The organism is Noviherbaspirillum pedocola (genome assembly GCF_016632335.1).
In the GTDB taxonomy this organism is placed as follows: Bacteria; Pseudomonadota; Gammaproteobacteria; order Burkholderiales; family Burkholderiaceae_D; genus Noviherbaspirillum_A; species Noviherbaspirillum_A pedocola.
On the sequence record NZ_JAEPBG010000006.1, the window covers coordinates 58,859 to 79,038 of the forward strand.

22 protein-coding genes are annotated in these 20,180 nt (G+C 61.7%); 11 read left to right on the forward strand and 11 right to left on the reverse strand.

What is annotated here, in order from left to right:
* Window positions 1-7: 7 nt before the first annotated feature.
* Window positions 8-622, forward strand: coding sequence for a type II secretion system protein (locus tag JJB74_RS15035; RefSeq protein ID WP_200592847.1), 615 nt, complete (start codon window positions 8-10; stop codon window positions 620-622).
* Window positions 623-824: 202 nt separating this feature from the next.
* Entirely contained in the window at window positions 825-1,040 is a 216-nt protein-coding gene (locus tag JJB74_RS15040) for a hypothetical protein (protein WP_200592849.1), read from the forward strand.
* 17 nt (window positions 1,041-1,057) lie between these two features.
* Here JJB74_RS15040 and JJB74_RS15045 read toward each other — a convergent pair whose 3' ends face one another.
* From JJB74_RS15045 to JJB74_RS15055, 3 genes are all read right to left on the reverse strand, one after another.
* Window positions 1,058-1,534: a hypothetical protein gene (locus tag JJB74_RS15045; protein ID WP_200592850.1), complete on the reverse strand. Its 477-nt coding sequence runs from the start codon at window positions 1,532-1,534 to the stop codon at window positions 1,058-1,060.
* A 100-nt stretch (window positions 1,535-1,634) separates the two neighbouring features.
* The gene (locus JJB74_RS15050) at window positions 1,635-2,684 is read right to left on the reverse strand and encodes a tyrosine-type recombinase/integrase (RefSeq protein WP_200592852.1); all 1,050 of its coding nucleotides are present in this window, start codon (window positions 2,682-2,684) and stop codon (window positions 1,635-1,637) included.
* A 40-nt stretch (window positions 2,685-2,724) separates the two neighbouring features.
* Window positions 2,725-3,012: a hypothetical protein gene (locus JJB74_RS15055; protein WP_200592854.1), complete on the reverse strand. Its 288-nt coding sequence runs from the start codon at window positions 3,010-3,012 to the stop codon at window positions 2,725-2,727.
* A 469-nt stretch (window positions 3,013-3,481) separates the two neighbouring features.
* Here JJB74_RS15055 and JJB74_RS15060 point away from each other — a divergent pair, with 469 nt between their 5' ends.
* The 6 genes from JJB74_RS15060 (at window position 3,482) to JJB74_RS15085 (ending at window position 7,452) form a co-directional block, all read left to right on the forward strand.
* Entirely contained in the window at window positions 3,482-4,045 is a 564-nt protein-coding gene (locus tag JJB74_RS15060; RefSeq protein WP_200592855.1) for a GNAT family N-acetyltransferase, read from the forward strand.
* A gap of 103 nt (window positions 4,046-4,148) precedes the next feature.
* On the forward strand, window positions 4,149-4,571 hold the full coding sequence (locus JJB74_RS15065) for a response regulator (protein ID WP_200592857.1): 423 nt from the start codon (window positions 4,149-4,151) through the stop codon (window positions 4,569-4,571).
* Complete coding sequence (locus JJB74_RS15070; protein WP_200592859.1) at window positions 4,568-5,065, forward strand: GGDEF domain-containing protein; 498 nt, start codon at window positions 4,568-4,570, stop codon at window positions 5,063-5,065. The genes JJB74_RS15065 and JJB74_RS15070 overlap by 4 nt, the downstream gene beginning before the upstream one ends.
* Before the next feature lie 276 nt (window positions 5,066-5,341).
* Window positions 5,342-5,521 carry a hypothetical protein gene (locus JJB74_RS15075; RefSeq protein WP_200592861.1) on the forward strand — a complete coding sequence of 60 codons (180 nt, stop codon included), beginning with the start codon at window positions 5,342-5,344 and terminating at the stop codon, window positions 5,519-5,521.
* 197 nt (window positions 5,522-5,718) lie between these two features.
* Entirely contained in the window at window positions 5,719-6,651 is a 933-nt protein-coding gene (locus JJB74_RS15080) for a response regulator (RefSeq protein ID WP_200592863.1), read from the forward strand.
* A 156-nt stretch (window positions 6,652-6,807) separates the two neighbouring features.
* Entirely contained in the window at window positions 6,808-7,452 is a 645-nt protein-coding gene (locus tag JJB74_RS15085) for a PEP-CTERM sorting domain-containing protein (RefSeq protein ID WP_200592864.1), read from the forward strand.
* A gap of 100 nt (window positions 7,453-7,552) precedes the next feature.
* Here the strand turns inward: JJB74_RS15085 and JJB74_RS15090 are convergent, their stop codons facing one another.
* The 3 genes from JJB74_RS15090 to JJB74_RS15100 are packed head-to-tail and all read right to left on the reverse strand — an operon-like array spanning window position 7,553 to window position 11,791.
* Window positions 7,553-7,942: a hypothetical protein gene (locus JJB74_RS15090; RefSeq protein WP_200592866.1), complete on the reverse strand. Its 390-nt coding sequence runs from the start codon at window positions 7,940-7,942 to the stop codon at window positions 7,553-7,555.
* Window positions 7,943-7,980: 38 nt separating this feature from the next.
* Window positions 7,981-11,052: a diguanylate cyclase domain-containing protein gene (locus tag JJB74_RS15095; protein ID WP_200592868.1), complete on the reverse strand. Its 3,072-nt coding sequence runs from the start codon at window positions 11,050-11,052 to the stop codon at window positions 7,981-7,983.
* Window positions 11,053-11,092: 40 nt separating this feature from the next.
* On the reverse strand, window positions 11,093-11,791 hold the full coding sequence (locus tag JJB74_RS15100) for an EAL domain-containing protein (protein ID WP_200592870.1): 699 nt from the start codon (window positions 11,789-11,791) through the stop codon (window positions 11,093-11,095).
* 265 nt (window positions 11,792-12,056) lie between these two features.
* On the opposite strand from JJB74_RS15100, the gene rnc reads away from it, so the two are divergent.
* The 3 genes from rnc to JJB74_RS15115 are packed head-to-tail and all read left to right on the forward strand — an operon-like array spanning window position 12,057 to window position 14,007.
* A complete protein-coding gene (gene rnc, locus JJB74_RS15105; RefSeq protein WP_200592871.1) occupies window positions 12,057-12,740 on the forward strand; it encodes a ribonuclease III in 684 nt (227 codons plus the stop codon).
* An 11-nt stretch (window positions 12,741-12,751) separates the two neighbouring features.
* A complete protein-coding gene (locus JJB74_RS15110; protein ID WP_200592873.1) occupies window positions 12,752-13,294 on the forward strand; it encodes a D-Ala-D-Ala carboxypeptidase family metallohydrolase in 543 nt (180 codons plus the stop codon).
* Window positions 13,295-13,311: 17 nt separating this feature from the next.
* Window positions 13,312-14,007, forward strand: coding sequence for a hypothetical protein (locus JJB74_RS15115; protein WP_200592875.1), 696 nt, complete (start codon window positions 13,312-13,314; stop codon window positions 14,005-14,007).
* Between the two features lie 48 nt (window positions 14,008-14,055).
* Here JJB74_RS15115 and JJB74_RS15120 read toward each other — a convergent pair whose 3' ends face one another.
* The 5 genes from JJB74_RS15120 to JJB74_RS15140 all read right to left on the reverse strand — a co-directional run bounded on the left by JJB74_RS15120 (window position 14,056) and on the right by JJB74_RS15140 (window position 20,080).
* Window positions 14,056-14,328 (reverse strand): hypothetical protein, encoded by a 273-nt coding sequence (locus tag JJB74_RS15120; RefSeq protein ID WP_200592877.1) that lies wholly within the window; start codon window positions 14,326-14,328, stop codon window positions 14,056-14,058.
* 198 nt (window positions 14,329-14,526) lie between these two features.
* Window positions 14,527-15,747, reverse strand: a complete 1,221-nt coding sequence (locus JJB74_RS15125; RefSeq protein ID WP_200593465.1) for a D-alanyl-D-alanine carboxypeptidase family protein — start codon at window positions 15,745-15,747, stop codon at window positions 14,527-14,529.
* Window positions 15,748-15,826: 79 nt separating this feature from the next.
* Window positions 15,827-16,738: a recombination-associated protein RdgC gene (locus tag JJB74_RS15130; protein WP_200592879.1), complete on the reverse strand. Its 912-nt coding sequence runs from the start codon at window positions 16,736-16,738 to the stop codon at window positions 15,827-15,829.
* Window positions 16,739-16,750: 12 nt separating this feature from the next.
* Window positions 16,751-18,022, reverse strand: coding sequence for a DUF1173 family protein (locus JJB74_RS15135; protein WP_200592881.1), 1,272 nt, complete (start codon window positions 18,020-18,022; stop codon window positions 16,751-16,753).
* 162 nt (window positions 18,023-18,184) lie between these two features.
* Window positions 18,185-20,080, reverse strand: a complete 1,896-nt coding sequence (locus JJB74_RS15140; protein ID WP_200592883.1) for a helicase C-terminal domain-containing protein — start codon at window positions 20,078-20,080, stop codon at window positions 18,185-18,187.
* Window positions 20,081-20,180 lie beyond the last annotated feature (100 nt).

Below are 20,180 nucleotides of genomic sequence, written 5' to 3' on the forward strand. Positions count from 1 at the left end.
GCGGACTATGGCTCATTGGCGCAAAAAGGCTGCGGAAGGTTTCACGCTGATCGAACTGGCAGTCGTGACCGTCATCCTCGGCGTGCTGCTAGCCGTGCTGCGCCCGTCGATCGGCCTGACTCAATCGGCCGCGATTGCGGACCAGATGGAGCGCATTGCCGACGCCGGTACGGAAAACTGGCTCATCCTGGCCGCGGCGGCGCAGATCAATCCGGCGCAGCCGGGCGCGCTGATCGCGTCGAATTACTACATGACGGACGCGATTTTTCAGGGACTGCCAGCGATCGCGCCGGCGTATCAGGCGATCTACAAAAGCACCGACATCAAGCCGCTGAACTACCTGGCCGTGCCGATGCCGGGCGCTTCGGGTAACGGCACCTATGTGCTCAAGGCGCTGCCCAATATCCAGCTTGGAATGGGCTGGCAAGTCACCACCGGGACCATCGATTTCACGTTTTCATACACGCCGGTCGAAGTCACGCAGCTGCTGGTGGACCGGATACAGACCGGCACGACCCTGAACATGGGAAACAACATGTACTACGTCGGCCCGACGCTGTTCTACAACTGCAATTTCGTGAATTACTGCACCGTGCACATGATCCGCAAGGTGATTCAGTAGCTATTGCCTTTGCTTGAGCAAAAGCAATGCAGGGAGTGCCTGCCGTCATTGCGGTGTCAGCCTCTGGCGGTAGCGTGTATCCATTCAGCCGGGCGATTTTTGCGTTTGTCGGCTTCCTGTCACGCAGGACAATTCCTGTAGTAAAAAGGGCGATCAGCCAAAGATTTCGCGTTCGACGGGTCACTTCCCGAGGAGAAAGACAATGGCGGAATTCGTGCTTGGAAATTACGTCATCACCGCACGCAATATCCATGCTGCTCGCATGGGCTACGAAGAACTGTGCCGACGGCCGATTGATCAATGCGACCACGGCCACCTTACACTTCACGATGGATTGCACGGGATTCGTTGGAACAAGTTAAGAGGCAGCGGCGAAGCGCACGGCGTTATTGCTGCTACGAGTGCGATCGCCAGCTGATGCGTTGCTGAGGTCTGCTAAGGCTTGCGTCGAATCTCGAGCAGATCAAGAAGTGGATAGCGCTGCGAGATTCCTGCCGAGTCGTACCGCGCCCAGAGTTCGGTTTTGAAATCCACCGTGCCTTCGGGCATTCGAGATCTGTGATGCGCGTTGAGCCGGCCGTCTTCTTCGGTGGTGACGATGCACACGGTACGGCCCTGGTCCAGAATTTGTTTCAAGCCGCCTTCGTCTACAGGCCCGGCCCTGAGCAATGCGTCTACCATCAGACTGATGGGTACGACATGCTCCTTGATGGTCTTGTCACCACGCGGATTTCCATGCTCGTCCAGGAACGGGATCGCATCCTCGGTAATCCATGTATTCGACAGATTACTCAAGTAGCCGCGCCGGCCTGAATAGATTTCGACCAGCTTGTACAGGATTTCGCGCCGGGTATCTTCATGCAGCGTAGTGTCCGGCGTGTTAAGCAGCGCGACGACCTTCACATAATCCATCAGGATTTCGTCTTCGGTGCGGTGGATGCGTCGTGTAGCCACGTGGCGCCTCTTTGGAAGGGTGATTCGAACTCAATCGGTAGTCAGAGCCGGCAGATATTCACGCGGCGCTCTGGTAGTTGAGCACGATGCGCCGATAGCGTTCCATGCTGCTCACATCGAGAAAACCAAGCCAGCGTGCCACATCCGCTTCCGATTTGCCCTTTCTGAGCTGGCGCAGCGCGAACGTGTGCCGCAACTTGTACAAGCCGCCGTCATCCTTGCCGAGCTTGGCGTCTTCCATCACATCGCGGCTGGCCTCAAAGCAGCGCGTGTGCGACCACTGCGTGCCTTTCATCGTCGACGGAAACACGTAATTGCCCGGCATGCTTTGCTGCGTGCGCACTTTGAGCCAGAACGCGAGCTGGCGGCCGGCCCAATCGGCAATCGGCGTCTCCCGCGACGGCGAATTGCCGTTGCCTTCCACGGACAGCTTCCACGGCACGCCTGCCTTTTTCCCGCCGGTGGTGATCACCCCGTCCAGTTTCAGGCCGCGCACGTCGCCAGGCGAGAGGCCTGCGCCGAGCATCAGCGCCACGGCAGTCCGGTCGCGCACCGTCTTCCAGGTGAACTTTTCCGCGCTGTCCGGACGCGGCGCGCGCGTGAGGTATGAGATCAGCGAACGGGCCTGCCCTTCCTCGAGGTATTCCGGCGGCGGGTCTTTGTCGGCGGCTTCGGCGTACTGGTACTCGGGCCGTTCGCGCAGCGTCGCGGCGGCGCGGTTGGCTTCAATTCCTTCGCGCTTGGCGATGAACTGCGTGACCTTCTGGATCAGCACGAGGTAGCGGTTGGCATAGCGCGCCGTCAGATCCGGCCCGCGGGTGGTCTGCCGCGGCCGGAACGCATCGGGCCCGCTGCCGCGAATGGTCAGGAACGTTTCCAGATCCGTGACGGTGACTTCCTGCAGCGCCAGATCGCGCTCGGCGCAGAACTTCGCGAACGCATGCCACATCTCCGCATAGACATTGGCGGATTCTTCCGACAGCGGCCTTTCGCTGCGCGCCTTCGATTTCGAGGTCTGCCGGAAGGCCACCCAGTCAGCGAAATGCTGATTCAGCGATTGTTCGACGGTAGACGTGTCGGCATCAAACAGGGTCAGGTTCTTGGTCATTGAGGGTCTTGGCTGAGGTGTCGCTATGGTCGCGCGGGCATCAACGCTGCGGATTTTGCGCTGGCGCTGCGCTGACGATGCGGCAGTGTCCGGTGGCCTGCACGGCGCGGCCATCGGTATCGACGCCCTGCCCGGTCACGACGAACGTGCCATCGCTGCTGGCAACGGTGCACGGGGCATCGGCCGGGAGCGCGACGGCGGCGTGCGCGGCGCGTTCGCGCTCGGCATCCCGCACGCTTAACCCCATGCCGACGAAGACCATGGCCAGGAGCACGATGAAATAGTAAGGCCAGAAGCGGGCTTCGGCGCGACTGATGAAAGAGAGCATGGCGGCGATGGGACTGGGTAGGTAGACCGCTCCCATTATAGGGACCGCTTTTTCACCGGCAACCGTATCAGCGCCGCGCCGCATTGCGCAAAAGGGCAGGCCCCGACACATCACCCCACCTCTATTTCAGAATTAACGTCACACGCCGTTCCATGGCCGCGCCTGCCTGGCTTGCCCTCGTTTTTTCACCCGCGTAGCGGGTCACTTATTTAAAAAAAGGCGGCGAAAAAAAAAGAGGCGGCGGTCGAAAAACCACCCCCTTGGGATAACGCCCTTTGTGGCGTTACTTCGGTTTAAATTTTGCCGGTTCTCGCCCGGACCGATGATCGTTTTGCTGGCCTGAGGTGGACGGCGCATGGCCATGAATCACGGCGACTTGCATGACGTTTTTGCGCATTCTCGCGGCGCCCGCTTGCCTACAATTGAGCGGCCTTCCCTTCCTTGTCGCCGTGCCGGAGCCGCCGCCGTGATGCCCTTGATACGAACTTCCCGCCTGACGCTGCGCCCGGTCGTGGCCGGCGACGCGCCAGCCCTGCTCACCATCCACGATCACCCGACTTACCTGCGCTACGCCGGCGGCGACGCCATCGGCACCATCACCGATGCGCGGGTGCTCATCGCCTCCATGGCTCGCGACAATACCTCCGGCGCCGGCATAGCCGCGGCCATCCTGCTCAACGGCCAGACCATCGGCTTTATCGAGATGGCGCGGGTTCGCTGCGGCTTTCGTCCGTGCCGCGAGTGGTCGCTCGGCTACGGCCTGGACCGCCGCTACTGGCGCTGTGGCTACATGCGCGAGGCGCTGCATGCCATGCTGCCGTTCGCCCAAGCCCTCGGCGCGCACCGCATCCGCGCCGAGGTGCGCCCGGAAAACTATCCATCGTCGCGGCTCTTGACCGAACTCGGTTTTGAGATGGAAGGCACGCTGCGCAGCAAGGGGCACTGGGCCGGCCAGTTCCACGATCTGTGCCTTTTCGTCCTGGTCGCCGACGACAGCCAGGATAGGCCTCGGGCGCAGGCTGCAGCCGCATAGCGCGCAGCCGGTGAATCGTTCGCAATTGCGCATCGCTAACGTCCGCACGGCAACATTGCCTGACAGTAAAGTGGTTGCGTCTCCCATCCTGCGCAACCATGCCGTGAACGACTCCCAAGACATCAGTGCCGCCCGCATCCTGGTCGTCGACGACATGCAGGACAACGTCGACCTGATGATCGATGTGCTGAACTACAGCGGCTTTACTAACGTCACCGGCACGAGCGATCCGCGCGCCGTCGCACCGCTGCATGCGGCCAATGATTACGATTTGATCCTGCTGGACATCCAGATGCCGGGCATGGACGGCTTTGAAGTCATGCGCTGCCTGCGCACGGCGTTGGGCACGGATTGCCTGCCGGTGGTGGCCTGCACCGCGCACCATGATTACTTGCAGAAGGTGCTCGCCGCAGGCGCCTGCGACCTGATCAAGAAGCCGATCGATCTCGCCGACGCCAACAAGCGAATTCGACGCGCCATCGAACATCGCTATGCGCTGCGGCGCGCGCCGGGATGGACGAAATGAGCGTCGACGCCTTGACTGGCCTGGCGGATGCCGGAGCGCTTGCTCAAGCCGTCGATGCTGCGGTCGTACACGACCGCAAAGGCCGCACCGTGAGCGCCGTGCTGCGCGTGAACCTCGATGCGTTTTCCACGTTCAATGAATGGTACGGGCGGCCCTGTGGCGATGCCGTGCTCAAGGAAGTCGCCCTTCGCCTGCGCAGCACCGTCGATGCGACATGCACCGTGGCGCGACTGGCAGCCGATGATTTCGCAATCCTGATGCCGAATATGGCGCATCCCGGCGCGGTACCGGATCTCGCCAACGCCCTACTTGCGGCAGTCGCCGCCCCGATCATGATCGGTGACGTCGAATATTCCATCTTCGCGTCCGCTGGCATCGCGCTGTGCCGACTGCGCGGCGACGCCGGCGGCCAGGCGCTCGACCGCGCCGGCGCAGCGGTGGAGGCGTCCAAGTCCCGGTGCGGCAATACGCTTTCGGTGGCGCCGCTCGAGTAGCGGCAGCCTTCTCACTGCACCACGCGCAGCCGTACACGCGACATCCCCGGCAAGCCCGGCTTCCGTACAACGCATCAGAATCGCATTGCGCTGCCCGCCTTCGCGCGAGACACCCTATACGCAAATCAAATCTCGGCGTCTGCGCCGCGCATGCGCTGCAACCATCCTCCCCTGGGCACACTCGAAATGGCGCTGTATCGCATTCGGTCACTGCAGCATCGCCGCATCGGGCTGTCATGACCGGACTGTTAATCCGCGCATTCGAGGAGCACCACGATGAGTTTCTTCAATTTTCGCAAAACACCCAAGGAACTTCCGGCAAGCGAATCCGATGAAATCATTCGCCAGATCGATGAACAGCGCGAATACGAGCAGGCCAAAAGGGAAGGATTCAGCTTCGACGAACTGCTTCGAAACATCGCCGAAGACAATGCCAGGAAGGACAAAGGACGCTGACGCTGCCGACCCTGCGCGGGTTGCATACGGGGTAACAACTGCGATTCAAGTCGCAGAACGGCGCAATGGGGGCAAAGCAACTACAGCGCTTCCGTTTTCAAAAGCGTCAAATTTGACGAAAGAATCGGGAGCTTTCACGTTAGGCATCTGGCTTACAGTTCCAAAAAGCAACCGGATAACCTGTAGGCGAGAGCACAGTGATACCTGATTCAGAGATTCTGGCGGCAAGCATTCTCGTGGTCGACGATGTGCGGGATAACGTAGAAGTCATGCAGGACATGCTCGGGCATGCGGGATTCACCGCCGTGCACGGCACCACCGATCCAGGCTCGGTCGTGGCGCGGCAGGAAGCAAACGATTACGACCTGATCCTGCTGGACTTGCAGATGCCAAACATCGACGGCTTCGAGGTGCTGCGCCGGCTGCAGGCCGCGCATGATCCGGCCGCGCCTTTTCTTCCGGTTGTCGCGCTCACTGCGCACCACGACCACAAGCAGCGCATACTGGACGCCGGCGCGCGCGGCTTCATCGGCAAGCCGTGCCAGTTCCGGGATACCGTCGCCCAGGTACGCCAAGCCGTCATGTCGCACCGCGTCGCGCGCCAACTGCATCTCATGTCCGTGGCGCAGAAGGCAGCGCAAAGCAAGGATTTGCTGACCGGACTGCCGACACAGCAGGCTTTCATGGCGCATCTGGATGACGCGATAGCCTGCGGCGCTCTGGCGGGTGTGCTGCACATCGACCTCGACCGCTTTGCGCGCATCAATGTGCAGGAGGGCTGCAACCGGGGCGATGCTCTGCTGGTGGAGCTGGCCACGCGCCTGAGCCGGCTTTTCCCGAACGGCGCGTGCGTGGCAAAACTCGCAGAGGATGCATTTGCGGTGGCAATCCATGGAGCGCCCCTCGCCGAAACACTCTTCGCTGCGGCCTCTGCCATTCAACATGCCATTGTCCGGCCTTATCCGGCTTCAGGCGGCTTCCTGCATTTGACCGCCTGCGTTGGCATGGCGCTGGCTGACAGCACCAGCATCGGTACATCCCTTCTCGACCGGGCTGCTCAAGCGCTGACACAGGCCAAACGATGCGGCACGCAGCAGGCGCAGATGTTTCGCGGCCCCCTGCAGGGATAGCAACGTTCTCGCCCTAGCGCAAATTCTGTCGGGAAACTTTACAAAGCGACACAGCACATTTCATTTCATTTTTGCAATTCATTGTATTTAATAAACAATTTCTCTTAGGCACGTTAGTTGCTATTGCAATAACAACAAACTTCCTCGGAGAAAATAATGAAAAAATTGCTCGCTTCAATGTTCGCGCTTTCCCTGACTGCCATCGGCTCAAGCGCCCATGCATCGATCATCGTCTACACGACGCAGTCGAGCTTCATGTCCGCCATCTCCGCTCCGGCGACAGACACGTTTGCCGGGTTCACAGTCCAAGATGTTACGTCCTCGCCGATTACCAGGAACGTCGGGAACTATCGCTACACCGCGAGCGCGACTGGCGACTTTTTTGGAGAAGGAACGTCCAGTAATCCTTGGCTGTCCACGCAAAATGCAGGGGACACGATAACCTTCAATAGCTTCACCGGCGCGGTGAGCGCGATCGGCGGCAATTTCTTCGACACGAACTATTACGGCTCGCCCATCCTGGGCAATATCATTCTCACCGCAACGGACAGCTCGGGCTCGGTTACGCAGACCATCATCAACGCCGCGACCGATAGCTATATGGGCTTCGTGTCCAGCAATACCTTGAAGTCCTTGACCGTGACTCCGGCGTCCAGCGGTGCAGAGGTCTGGGCTACGGTGGACAATCTCACCCTGGCCAAGAAAGGCCCGTCGAGCAACGTTCCCGAGCCGACGTCGGTTGCGCTGATGGGACTGGGAATTGCCGGTCTCGCACTGGCGAGCCGAAAAAAGCAGAAGTAATCGCTGGCAAGGCAGCGCGGCACAGCCAGGCGTCCCGCAACGGGGCAATCCCGTATGGCTGTATCGCGCGATTTTGCGCTGGCAGCGAGTCTGTCCTACCCTAGCGCTTGGGCGCCGACCGCACCGCAAAGGTGGGGGACGCCTGCAACGAAGCGCCCTGCATCGTTCCCCGCTGCGCGCGCGCCTCGATGCGTGCGCTGACGATTTCCTTCAACATCCCCAGCTCGGTGGCAACAGGCAGCGGAAACCCCTGCCGCATGCCGCCCTCCTTGCCGCGATCATCGAACATCAGCGAGTCGAGATACACCGAGGCGGCGTAGCAGTCGGCCCACAGCAGCGCCATCTTGTTGACGATGCGCGCAAAGTCCGCAGCCAGCTTCGCCGGGCGCTTGTCTTCCGGCAGTTCGCCAAGCCAGCGGATCGCCTCGGGCGTCAGGTTATTTTCGCCGGCCTCGATCGGACGGCGCATGTGGGAAAAGTCGTTGTCCATGGTAGTTTCCCGGAGTGAGGAGTGGGGGATCTGGCGGCTTACCCGGCTGCCGACGGTGACGGTCCGGCGGCGGGCTTGCCGTCGACTTCCAGCAGCGCGAGCTGCCGGTTGTGCTCGGCCTGCGGCGCGACGGCCACGAGCGTGTGCGTGTCGCGTCCGCGCTGCTTGGAGCAGTACAGCGCTTCGTCGCTGACCTTGATGACGGTGTTGCGGCTAACGTCTTCGCCGTTGTAGAGCGCAATGCCGATGCTGGTGGTGACTTTCAGGCAGGCCTGCCCGAGCGTGACCGGCCTTCCCACCGCGTCGAGGATCTTCACAGCCACGTGCTCCGCATCCGCAGCCAGCGCAAGGTCTTCCATGATCACCGTGAATTCGTCGCCGCCCAGGCGGGCGACGGTATCGGTGGCGCGCACCGCCGCAGACAGGCGATTGGCAAATTCCTTCAGCAGCACATCGCCGTTGTCATGTCCAAGCGTGTCGTTGATGCTCTTGAAATGGTCGATGTCGAGGTAGCACAGCGCCATCATCGTGTGCCGACGCTGGCTGCGCGCCATGGCTTGATCCAGCCGGTCATGGAACAGGCGTCGGTTCGGCAAATCGGTCAGCGTATCGTGGTAAGCGAGGTGGCGCAGCGCCTCCTCGTGCGCCTTGCGCTCCGTGATGTCGGAGGCCAGCACATAGAATCCGGCGACGTTGCCGCTGAAGTCGAAATCAGGAATATAGGTCGTCATCGTATGCCGCGCCGCGCTGTCGTGCACATGGAGGAAGCGTTCCTCGAACTGCACATTCTGGCCGGCGAGCGCCTGCTGCGCGAACGGGTGCGCATGCTCGTAGGATGCGCCGAGCAAGTCGCGCAGCGTGTATCCGACAATTTCCGAAATCGGCTTTTCAAACCACTCTTCGTGCGTGCCGTTGGCGAAGCGCACGATCTCGCGGCGATCGACGTACCGCACCAGTGCCGGCAAGTTGTTCGTCACCGTACGCAGCATATTCTCGCTCTTGGCCAGCGCGCGCCGCGCCTCGTAGGACTCGGTCACGTCGTGCAGGATGCCGACGTAGCCGCGGTGCCCGGAAAGCATCACCTCGTTGGTGCCGAACTCGAAATGGAACTCCGAGCCGCCTTGGCGTGCTCCGCGCAGCTTGATCTTGTGGGTCTTGATCGAAGACGGAAAGTCGGGGTCCTGATAGGCCGCGAAAAATGCCCGCGCCGCGTTGCGGTGGCGCTTGGGCAGCAGTAGCGAGAAATGCTGGCCGATCAGCTGCTCCTGCGTATAGCCGAACATGCTGCAGGCAGCCGGATTGCACGATAGCAGCACACCATTCGCATCCATGGAAATGATGCCGTCGAAGACGTGGTCAACCACGGTACGGGAGCGCATTTCGCGCTCGAGGGCCAGCGCATTGGCTTCACGGGCGCGGCGCTCCGAATCGATGATGCGGCGAACCAGAGGGCGAATCAGCTTGCGCAGCACATACGCGCCGATCAGAAGCAGGCCGGCCAGCGTCATGGCCGTGCGCTCAAGCAGTGCGCGAATCGGTGCGAAGACTTCCGCAGCATCGACCTTGATGATCATGCCAAGACCGGAGTCATCGACCGGGGTGATGGCCGCGAGAACCTGCTCGTCACGGTAGTCGCGCACCATGCGCACCGCCGTCATGCCGTCGATGGCTTCTTCCACAGCGATGCGCCCGTGCCGGTTCAATGCGAGGTATTCCTGCTCCTGGCGCAGCGGCGAAGCCGGGAAACAGGTGGTGCGGCCGGAAGCCGCGCGGCCGCACAGCGCCGTGTCGGCGGAGGCGCCGGTAGCCGACAGGTCCATGAAAAAGCTCGACAGCGCGCTGAACCGGCGCTGCATCACCAGCGTTGCCACCTGGTGCTGGCTGCGGTCGTAGACCGGCGCGTCGGTTTCAATCAGAAAGCCGTTCGACCACAGCAGCCGGCTCGGCAGCTCGCTTTTCACCGGGATATCGGTGTAGGGCCGCGTGGCTGCGGCGCCCGCCTGCGCAAGGATGCGTCCGGCGCGGTCCATGACGCTGGCGCTGGTGAAGCCCTCGGCAAGCAGTGCGGCGAGCGACTGCTGCATGCGCGACTGTGCGGCGCGGTCATTTGCTCGGGCAGCCAAATCGCGCACCTGCGCCATCAGGGCCGCACGTCCGACGACATAGCGACCGTGCGACAGCGCGTCGCCGATCGTGGCCTCGACCATCTGCGCGCGCGAGGTCGCCACGCTTTGCAGCTGCCCCGATACCGACGTCTTCTGGTAGTGCAGGAACATTACGAACCCGGTCAGGCCGGCCGAGGTGCCGATAATGAGCATCAGGACGATGCCGGTGGAGACGATGCGGCTGCCCTCGCGGCTGGCGTCGCGCCGGTCGGACCAGTCGCGCACCTGGTAGCTGTAGGTCAGGCTCACCGTCAACAGCGTCACGCCGATAGCGGTAGCCAGCGCCATGCGGCTGACCCTGTACCAGCTATAGAGCAGGTTCAGGTCAAGGAAATAGCCGGCAAAGCCGACGGCGCACACGGCAAACAGCATGCCGATCGCCAAACGCAGGCGCGCGGCATGCGCCGCACCGTAGAGGGCGTCGATGCGCTGCAGCACATAGCCGATCAGGAAGAAGGCCACGCACGAGGTTGGGGCGACCTGCCCGGGTGCCGAGCCGCTACCGAGCCCGTGGCCGTGCACCAGCGGCCATCCGCGTACGAAGTCGACCGAACAGAAGTTCTGCAGGAACAAAAGCGTCGCCCAGATCAGCAGCACCGCGCCGGCGACCTTTCTGATCGCGACCGCGATGCGCCCGCAACCCAGGCAGAGCGACAGCCCGGACAGCGCCATAAGCGCCGAGACATTGGCGTTCATCAGCGCGGTGTCCGGAATCAGCCGCACCAGTGGATCGGCAGCCATGATCCAGCCGATGCCCACGGTCACGCCCAGCAGCATGGCGACGAATGCGTACAGCCGCGCAAGGATGGCGCGGCCCAACGGATACGGGAACAGCCGTGACACACCGTCGTCGACCGCGGGCCCCGGCAAGGTGGCGGGCTCGCGCAGCGCATTGCCGGAGAACCTGCCCAACGCGGAGAACACGCGGTCTAGCGAAATCGTCATAGGCTTACGCGGCGCGGTGACGGGAGGAACATCAACCGGCTTAGCCGCCGCGGCGGCGGGCTGGATCGGTGAGGTCGAAGGCCGGCACTAGGTCGTCGACATGCCAGCCCTGCACCAGATCGAAGTCGAGCTGCGTGGCGAACGACAGCATGTCGGCGGTCTCGATGCATTCGGCCACGGTGACGGTGCCATCCTGCTTCCACTGCGCCACCACCCGCTGCAGCATGTCGGCGTTTTTCTTGTGCAGCATTGCCTGATGCAGCATTGCGCCATCGACCTTGACGACAGCAATGCTTTGCAGCGCGAACGTCCTGCCTAGCCCGTCATGCCCGGCGCCGAAATCGTCCACGGCGAAACGCACGCCCAGATCGGTCAGCCGGTTGACCTTGGCTGCGATCGCATCGAATAGCTCCAGGCTCGGGATCGATTCGGAAAGCTCGAAATACACGTCGTTTTTCGTCGCCGCCGTCAGCAGCTGCTCGATCGGCGCCTGCAAGAACGCTTCATTCGACAGGTTCACGAACAGCGTAGGCAGCCCGCGCGCGGCGCTCGACAGGTACGACAGGATCATGCGGTCCACGTCGTTCCAGTCGATCACCTTCGGGCCGCGGTACAGGATTTCATAGCCGAACACGGTATTGCTGCCAATGCGCACGATGGGCTGGAATTTGTACGGCACGCCCGAGGCAACGGGCGCCGGCGCGTCAGTTGCGATATGCACTACATGGTCTCGAGACATCGCGAATTCTTCCTGTAGGTTGCTGAGGCTCCGGCCTTGCTCCTTCGCCGGCACACGTATCGGGCAGATGCAGCACCTGGCTTCAGGATTGCTTCAGGCATCCGCAGGCTACCGACTGCGAGGCCCAGCAAGGATTCTGTCAGTTGCAGTTAGGCAATTGAGGCGGAAATGGCGCGTTTTTTTCGTGCTTCTCGGCTGCGAATGCTTACCAATATCGCCGTCCACTTTGCGCATGAGCGTTCATGGCGAACGCTAAGGTAGATGCATGACTACGACGACCGTCCATCCTCTTGCCGCGCTACAGCAGGCGCTCGACTACCGGTTCCGCGACCTAGCGCTGCTTGAGCGCGCGCTGGTGCACAAGAGCTTCAGCGCCAACAACAATGAGCGCCTCGAATTCCTCGGCGACAGCGTGTTGAACATGATTGCGGCGCTGTACCTGTTTCAGAACTTTCCCGGCTCGTCCGAGGGCGACATGTCGCGCCTGCGTGCGGCCATGGTGCGCGCCGATGCGCTGGCCGATATCGCTGCCCGCATCGAGCTGCGCCGCTACCTGCGCGTGTCTGCCGGCCATTCATCGAACGCGGTCGTCAAGTCGACGCTTGCCGATGCGATGGAAGCGATCTTTGCCGCGGTGTTTCTGGATGGCGGCTTCGAGGCTGCCCGCCAGGTGATTCAGAGCCAGCTCCTCTACCTGCTCAAGAACGGCATGGTGCCGCTGCAGAAGGACTCGAAGACGCAGCTGCAGGAGATCCTGCAGCAAAGCGGACTGGCGCTACCGGCCTACCGGACCCTTAGCCACACCGATTTGCGCGGCGACGCCGAATTCCGCGTCGAATGCCGCGTCGCGCAACTCAACGTCGCGGTCATGGGCACCGGGCGCAACCGCAAGGAGGCGGAGCAGAAGGCCGCGGCCGCCGCCCTGCCCCTTTGCCGCAACCGACGCTAGGACACACTGGCATGATCGGACGGCGCGATTTCCTGAAGGCCTTCGGCGCTGGCGTAGCGCTATGCGCCGGCCGCGCCGCAGGTGCGCAGGACGCAGATGCTCCGGCTCGCGCCGAGCCGTGCGTGGTAGACATGATGCGCGGCCGCGAACGCTACCTGATCGATCTGCGCAGCGCCGAAGGATTGCGAATCGCGGCCTATCTGCTGCGCGACGTCGAGTACGGCAACCTGATCGGCACACCGGAATTCGACCTGTTGCGCTTGGCCGCGTGGGCACAGGCGTACATGGCGGCGTACGGCCGCTATACCGTGCTCGATATCCATTCGGGCTTGCGTACCCGCGAGCACAACGCGCATCTGGAAAAGGCAGCGATCAACTCACTGCATATCCCTCGCACCGGCAACCGCTTCTCCGCGATGGATGTCGACCCGTACGGCATCGACCGCGAATACTTCGGCCAGCTCGTGGCGACCACCAAGTTCGGTGGCGTGGGCTGGTATGCAACGCACGTTCACTTCGACTGTCGGGCCATTCCCGCCTACTGGCGTGCGTGATTACTCTCTGGAGCGCCATGCCCGAAGCCATGATGCCGCCATCAATCGGCCCGAGTAAGCCCATAGCCGGCGAAATCAGCAAGATCGCGACTGTCCTTGCCCAGCTCCTGCCGAGCTGCACTGAAGACATGATTTCAAATTCGGTAAGAAACGAGATCGCCACACGGATCTTCTATCGCCCGCGCTTTTTGCTTTCCCATGCCGAATGCTGGCGCTGCAAGACATCCATCCCGGTGATGGCTGTGCTGTCAGCCTGCATCAGCGTTGCGGCAGGCATCACCCATGAGTTTCGCGACGGTGGCGTGTATTTGGCCAGCGCCGAGATCGCGCCGCTGGTCCCTGTGCTCGCCGGCGAAGCACTCGCGCTGAACAGCGCCTGCTTCGGCTACATGGTGACGGATTTTCAACGTGGATTTCTGGACTGGCTGCATCGTGCGATCGAGGCCGAACCGCACATGGCCGCATCGTTCGGCGCGCTGAAGGTGGAGAAGCGGCATAGCCGCAAGGCGGGGCTGGCCTACTACGCAAACATCTGTCTGCATTGCGACGCGCAGCAGGGAGATTTCTTTCTGCAGGCAGATCCGCGTGGGCCTTTCTATCCGCCCAAGCTTGCCGCTACGCTGATCATCCCCTTGCAGGACCGCCCGTTGTTTCTGCGCTGCGGCCTGATGCCGCTGCAGGATATTGTCGACGACGCATCAAACACCAGCTGAACGACGCTGTGCCAGGCAAGCATGTTCAGCGCCGAGCCGCGTTCACGCTTACTGAACAAAGGGCTGAACGACTGCTGCCTCATGCAGCAGCCCTCGCGCTGCCAATGCCTGCTCGCCGGTCGAGCGCGCTTCCTCGGCGCTGCGCTGTCCATAACCGGCAAGCCACGCCACGCACTGCCTGCCATCGGTATAGACCGGCAGACACTGCCAACACCATTGGTCAACGAACAGAGGATGCTCGTTGACGCTGATTTCCCAAGCCATCGGCCTGTCTTCGTCGCTGAATGGAATATGCACTTTCGGCCCTGTCGGTGTATTCACCCGGCTTTGCGCAGAGCGAGTCATTGGTGGGGCAGATTTGTCGCCAAACCTGCCATTCGATCCTATCTGCGTTGTCGCGGCGTAAAAAGCAGGCGCGTCGGCGATTCTTGAGCCAGGTCATCTTTACCTCTACCGCAGCAAGCGAATACAACGGAACGTCGGTGCATACGTGAGCACCGGCGCTGCGCCACATTGCACTCAGCCGAACCGCATGCGCAGCGAGTCCCACAGGCGGGCGAAAAAGCCGGCCTGCGGCACATTTTCCAGCGCCACCACCGGGATCTCGGCGACCACCTTGCCGTCATAGCTGACTTTGGCTGTACCGATCCTGGTGCCCGCAGCGAGCGGCGCACTCAGCTTGTCCTGAAGCGTAATGTCGGTCTTGAGCTTGTTGCTGGAGCCTTTTGCAATGGTCTCAAAACGGTCCGCTGCAAAACCCGCCTTGACGGCTTTCTGCGTGCCTTTCCATACGATCGGCGTCGCAAGGACCTGTCCCTTTGCTGCAAGCTTCACATCCTCGAAATTCGCATAGCCCCAGCTCAACAGCTTCTCAGCGTCGTCCGCACGCGCTCGGGTCGATGGTGCGCCGGTGACGACAGCAATCAGACGATATTCGCCGCTTGCGCCCTGGCGCTTTGCCGACGCGATCAGGTTGTAGCCGCTTTCGCTCACGTGGCCGGTCTTCATGCCGTCGACGGTCGGGTCCGAGTACAGCAGCAGGTTGCGGTTTCCCTGCTTGATATGGTTGTAGGTGAAATCGCGGATGGCATAAATCTTGTACTCGTCCGGATAGTCATTGATCGAGCGCGCGGCGAGCACTGCAAGGTCTTCCGCTGTCGAATAGTGCTGAGCGCCGGGCAGACCCGAAGCGTTCTCAAAATGCGAGCCCTTCATGCCAAGCTCTGCGGCCTTCTTGTTCATCATCGCCGCGAACGTGTCTTCGCTGCCGCCCATGGCTTCGGCCAGTTGCACCGCCGCGTCGTTGCCGCTTTGGATAATCAGGCCATACAGCAGGTCCATGATCGACACCGGCACCTTCGGGTCAATGAACATTTTCGATGACGACTTGTCGACGCGGTATGCATTCAGCGACACGTTGACCATTTGCTCGGGCGCCAACCGCTTGTCGTGTAGCGCCCCGCAGATCAGGTAGGCCGTCATCACCTTGGTCAGTGACGCTGGAATGATCCGCTCGTTCGCGCCGGCGCCGGCCAACATGCGCCCGGTGTTCGGGTCGTACAGCACCCAGGTCTTCGCGGTGAGCGTAGGCGGCGGCAAGCTCTGCGCGATAGCATCAGAAGCCGGGGCGGCATCGGGCGCGGCCTTGCCACCATGCGGCGTGGCGCATACGGCATCGGCATAGAGGGCGGCGCTGGTCGCGGCAAGCGCCAGCGCGGTGATATGGCGTGGTGTGAGCATGGGGAGGTAGTGCAGGCAGTGAAAAAAAGGAAAGGTAGGACGTTGGATCTGCGCCGGCGGCGAGCCGGCGCGGTGGGGCTCAGGTGGCCTGCGCCTGTTTGAGTTCGCCGCCGAGCGCGGCAACAAGGTCATTGAGCAGGCGCGCAAGTTCGGACGTCATGAGCATCATGTCGGCGTCGAAGCGCTCTTCGTCGCCTTTCGTGGTGACGTCGGTGCTCTCCTTCAATACGTCGAGCGGGGCGATGCGCTTGATGCCGAGGCTTTCTGTCAGCACGAACGACACCTTGTCCGACCAGGTCAGCGCCAGGCGCGTGCACTGCTTGCCGACCTCGATGTGCCGGCGCACGTCTTCCGCTTCGAGCGCATGGCGCACGTAGCGCACGGTGGCCTTGCCCTCGCCTTTCGCGCGCAGCTCGGTATCCTGGTCGACGGTAAATCCAGACGGCGCTTCGTCGGCCAGCAGCCAGTCCGTCATTGCAACCACCGGCGAGATCGTCACCCGCAGCGTGTCCATCGGAAATGGATTGATTGCCTTGATCAGCAGGCGGATCACATCCTCAGCCCGCGACGGGCTGGGTGCGTCGATGGCGAGCCAACCGTTGGCGGGATCGATCCACACCCTTGTCATGCTCTGAATCGAGAAGGCGCGCGGCAGCAGTTCGTCGGCAACCTGCTCCTTCAACTCCTTCATCTGCTTGCGGCCCGGCTTGAACCCTTGCTGCTCTTCGAGTTCGGCCGCCTTGACCTTGGTGACCTGGTTGACGACGGAGGACGGCAACAGCTTCTTTTCCGTGGCCAGCTGCAAGAGCCATTGGCAGCCGACGGCATGCACAAGCGATCCGTTCGGCCGCGGCGCGCTCCATCCCTGCCGCTGCAATTCGACGCTTGTGCATGGGGTGAATGCCTGGGGCACGAGCGCTTCCTCGAGCTTGGCAGCGGTCATGGACCATGGCGCCGGCAGACGGTACAACTGCAGATTCTTGAACCACATTGGCATTTCCTTTCAGGTGAAAGATCCCGGCGCAGGCGCGGGCGGGCGGGTGACAGGGGGAAGCGGCGGCAGCGCATCGCCGCGGGCGGCATCCCAAGAAAGGACCGGGATCGCCTTCTCGCGATACTTCGCAAGGCGCAGCGCCTTGTTCTTCAGGTACTCATCGGTCTGCATGCCCCAGACTTCGATGACCGTGCGCGGCAGCGTGTCGAGCAAAATGAAATCAGGGCGCTGATCTTCGTCGCGGCGCATCTCGTCCGCGTGCAGCGGTTTGACGAAGGTGCGCGACTGCGCCACCAGATGGTCGGCCATCGTGATCTCGTAGCTGCTCTCGACGGGAATCATCGTCCGACTCGTTGCCATGCCGGCGATGTCGATACACTTCCACCATTCCCGACTAGCCGGCTCGATGCAGCATATAACCACGACGTTGCCATCCTGACGCTGTAGCAGGTTCTGCAATAACGCCCGCTTGGCGAGAAACTGGTGCAGCATCTGCGCGGTGACCAGAATGCGCGGCAGCCCCGCAAAGTCGCGTAGCGGGAGGAGAAACTGTGCTTTGGCCTGCTGCGCGGTCGTGGGCACCTTGAGCCGCCCGATCACGAACAGACGGCCCGGTGCGCGCGCGGCTTGTTCAAGCACCTGCGCGTTGTGTGCCAGCGCCTTGCGCCCGGATGCCTCGGCGCCGACAAGTAGGCGGTGCTCAAGCGTATTGCCGACGCGGTCGATGACAAGCGTTGAAGCCGCATGCACGAGCCGCAGCGAAGCGTTGAACCACCCGGCCTCGCGGCCGCGGTGTATGTTCAGGTTGGCGCAGCGCCAGAGCTTGAATAGCAGCGCGGTGTCGTTTGCGCGCTGGCGGTGCGATGCGGCCGGCGTGTCCTTCCCTGGGTGGCGCGGTTGTGTTGTCGCGCCCGGCTGCGCCAGGCCAAGCGGGCGGGCTAGATGCACCCGGATTCTGCCGCCGTCCAGGTCTTCGAACGCCGGCCTTGAGGCGCCGGCGTCACTATCTGCTACCTCTTCGCTGAAGAATTGGCAATCGAGTGCATGATCCAGTCCGGTCCCCTGCCAGCGCGCCAGTCCGTAATGCGCGCCCTTCGTCCCGGAACCATAGTGCTTGACCACTAGCTGGACCGGGCGGCTCGGCTCGCACAGGCATCGGGTGATGTCTTTCCTGTGCGCGAACGCCAGCGCGCTGACAAAGGCGGCGCTTTCCGGCACTTGTTGGTTGGGTGCAAAAGTATCTTTACCGACAACGATCGGATAGGTTTTCTGCGTGCTCAACTTCAGCCTCGCGGACTTATTTGGCGAAAAATTGCTATGGAAAATGAGGAAAATCGAATCACGTTTTCTACCTTTCCATCTTCTGTGTCTTCAAAATCAAAGACTTATAGATTCGGAGTTGCGACAGTCTGTCCAAGAGTCAGCCAGTTCGCGCTGCCTTTTTCAGCCGTGCGACTGGATGACTTCGGCGAACGGCGTTGAGCGCATCAGCTTCGCGCCGTAGGATTTTTCGATGATGCGCCGGTCCAGCACCCAGAAATCGCCGCCGTCGCTTTCGGTGCGGATCAAGCGGCCACTGACCTGCGCCAGCTTCGTACCGGCCATGGGCAGCATCAAGTGCGGAAACGCGTGCATGCCTTTGGCCTCCAGATATTCGACATGGGCGGCAAGAATCGGGTCTTCCATCGAGGGGAACGGCAGTTTGTCGGCAACGACAAGCGTGCAGTATTGTCCCGGCAAATCGACACCCTCGGAGATTGAATCCAGCCCGAATATCACGCTTTTCCTGCCGGCATCCACGCGGCGCTTATGTTCGGCGATCATCGCCGCCGGCGCCATGTCACCCTGCTTAATGACCAACTGACGCTCGTCCTGCGACAGGCTTTCGTAGGTCGTTTCCATTTTCGAGCGCGATGTGAAGTAGACCAGGCTGCCGATATGCTCGCCGGCGAAGACCAACTTCCTCACCATGGTAGCGACCATCATTGGATAGCCCGGCGAGTTCGCAGGCACCATGAATTTCGGCACGAACATGCGCGCGCGCGAATAGTCCAGCGGCGACGACAGCGCCAGCGTACGCGTGGTTTTCGGCATGCCGAGCGCAGCAAGCGTAGCGGCGAATTCGCCGAGCGGCGCGATGGTGGCTGAACACAGCACGACGCCGCGAGTGTGCTTCCACAGCATGTCAGCAGCAAGGGTTGCAGCGACAAACGGCGCGGCATGCACCGTGCACACGTCGTTGAAAATCTCGATCCACTTGGCCCGTGGCGCATTGTCCTTGGCGAGGAAACGTTGCAGCGCTTCGAGGCGTTCGTTAAGCTGGCCTAACACTGCGTTCGCGTTCGCCGCCAACACGACCTGCGACGCGCGCTTTGTTTGCTTCTTCGCCGCGTCGATACCTTCCTTGATCAGATCGCAGATCTCCTTGAGCGAATTTGCATATTCGTCGACCAGCCGTGCGAACACGCCCGGCACTTCCCCGAGCACGAAGCGGTGCCGTGTCTCCCCGCCTAACATCGTCTTGATGTTGCTGCGCAATGCAGCGCCGATGCCGACCATCGCGCCGACGCGAATTTTCAAAGCCGAGACGTTGATGCTGCCAAGCGCGGAAAAGATGCGCCCGGCCTCGTTGAAAATATCCTCTTCGATTGGCGCATTATGGGAGAACGCGCCAAGGCATTCGTCGTGCAGGTGGTGCGCCTCGTCCAGCAGGTAGTAGTTGTTCTCGAAATCGACTACCGGGTGTTTCTGGGCGCTGTCGCCGCCGCTGAAGGCAGCGATGGTCGACAGCAGATAACTATGGTTCGTGATGATGATGCGGGCCTTCTTCATCTGCGCCTTGACCGCCATATGCGGACAGGAAGGCGCGTCGGGGCAGCGGTCGTTCAAGCACACGTGGCGATTATTGTTGACCTTCAGCCAGATCGTCTGCGGCACCTTGAACTTCAGTGTGTCGCGCAAGCCGTCCCACTGGCCGCCGTGCCATGCATCGGCAATCTCACGCATGACTTCCTGATTGTTGTCTTCGTCCAGCAAGCTTCCCTGCTGCGTCTTCTCGGTCAGGCGCAGAGGGCAGACGTAGCGCTCGCGGCCCATGATCACCGCGCTGGTGGCGTCGATACCAAGTTCCGCGAAGATGCCCGACAGGGTTTTGAGGTCCTTGTCGGCAATCTGCGTCTGCAGGTTGGCGGTCTTGGTGGAAATGATCACGCGCTTGTCGCGCGAAGCGCCCAGTACGATGGCGGGGATCTGGTAGCCGAACGATTTGCCGGTGCCCGTGGTCGCCTGAATCACTGCATGGCCTGAAGCGGCAAGCGTCTGCGCGACACAGCGGATCATGTCCTTTTGCTGGTGACGCTCAACAAAGCTTGGAAGTCGTTTCGGAAGGAGGTGGTACGCCTGGGCGATGAGATGTGCTTCTTGTTTGGTAAGCGCAGTA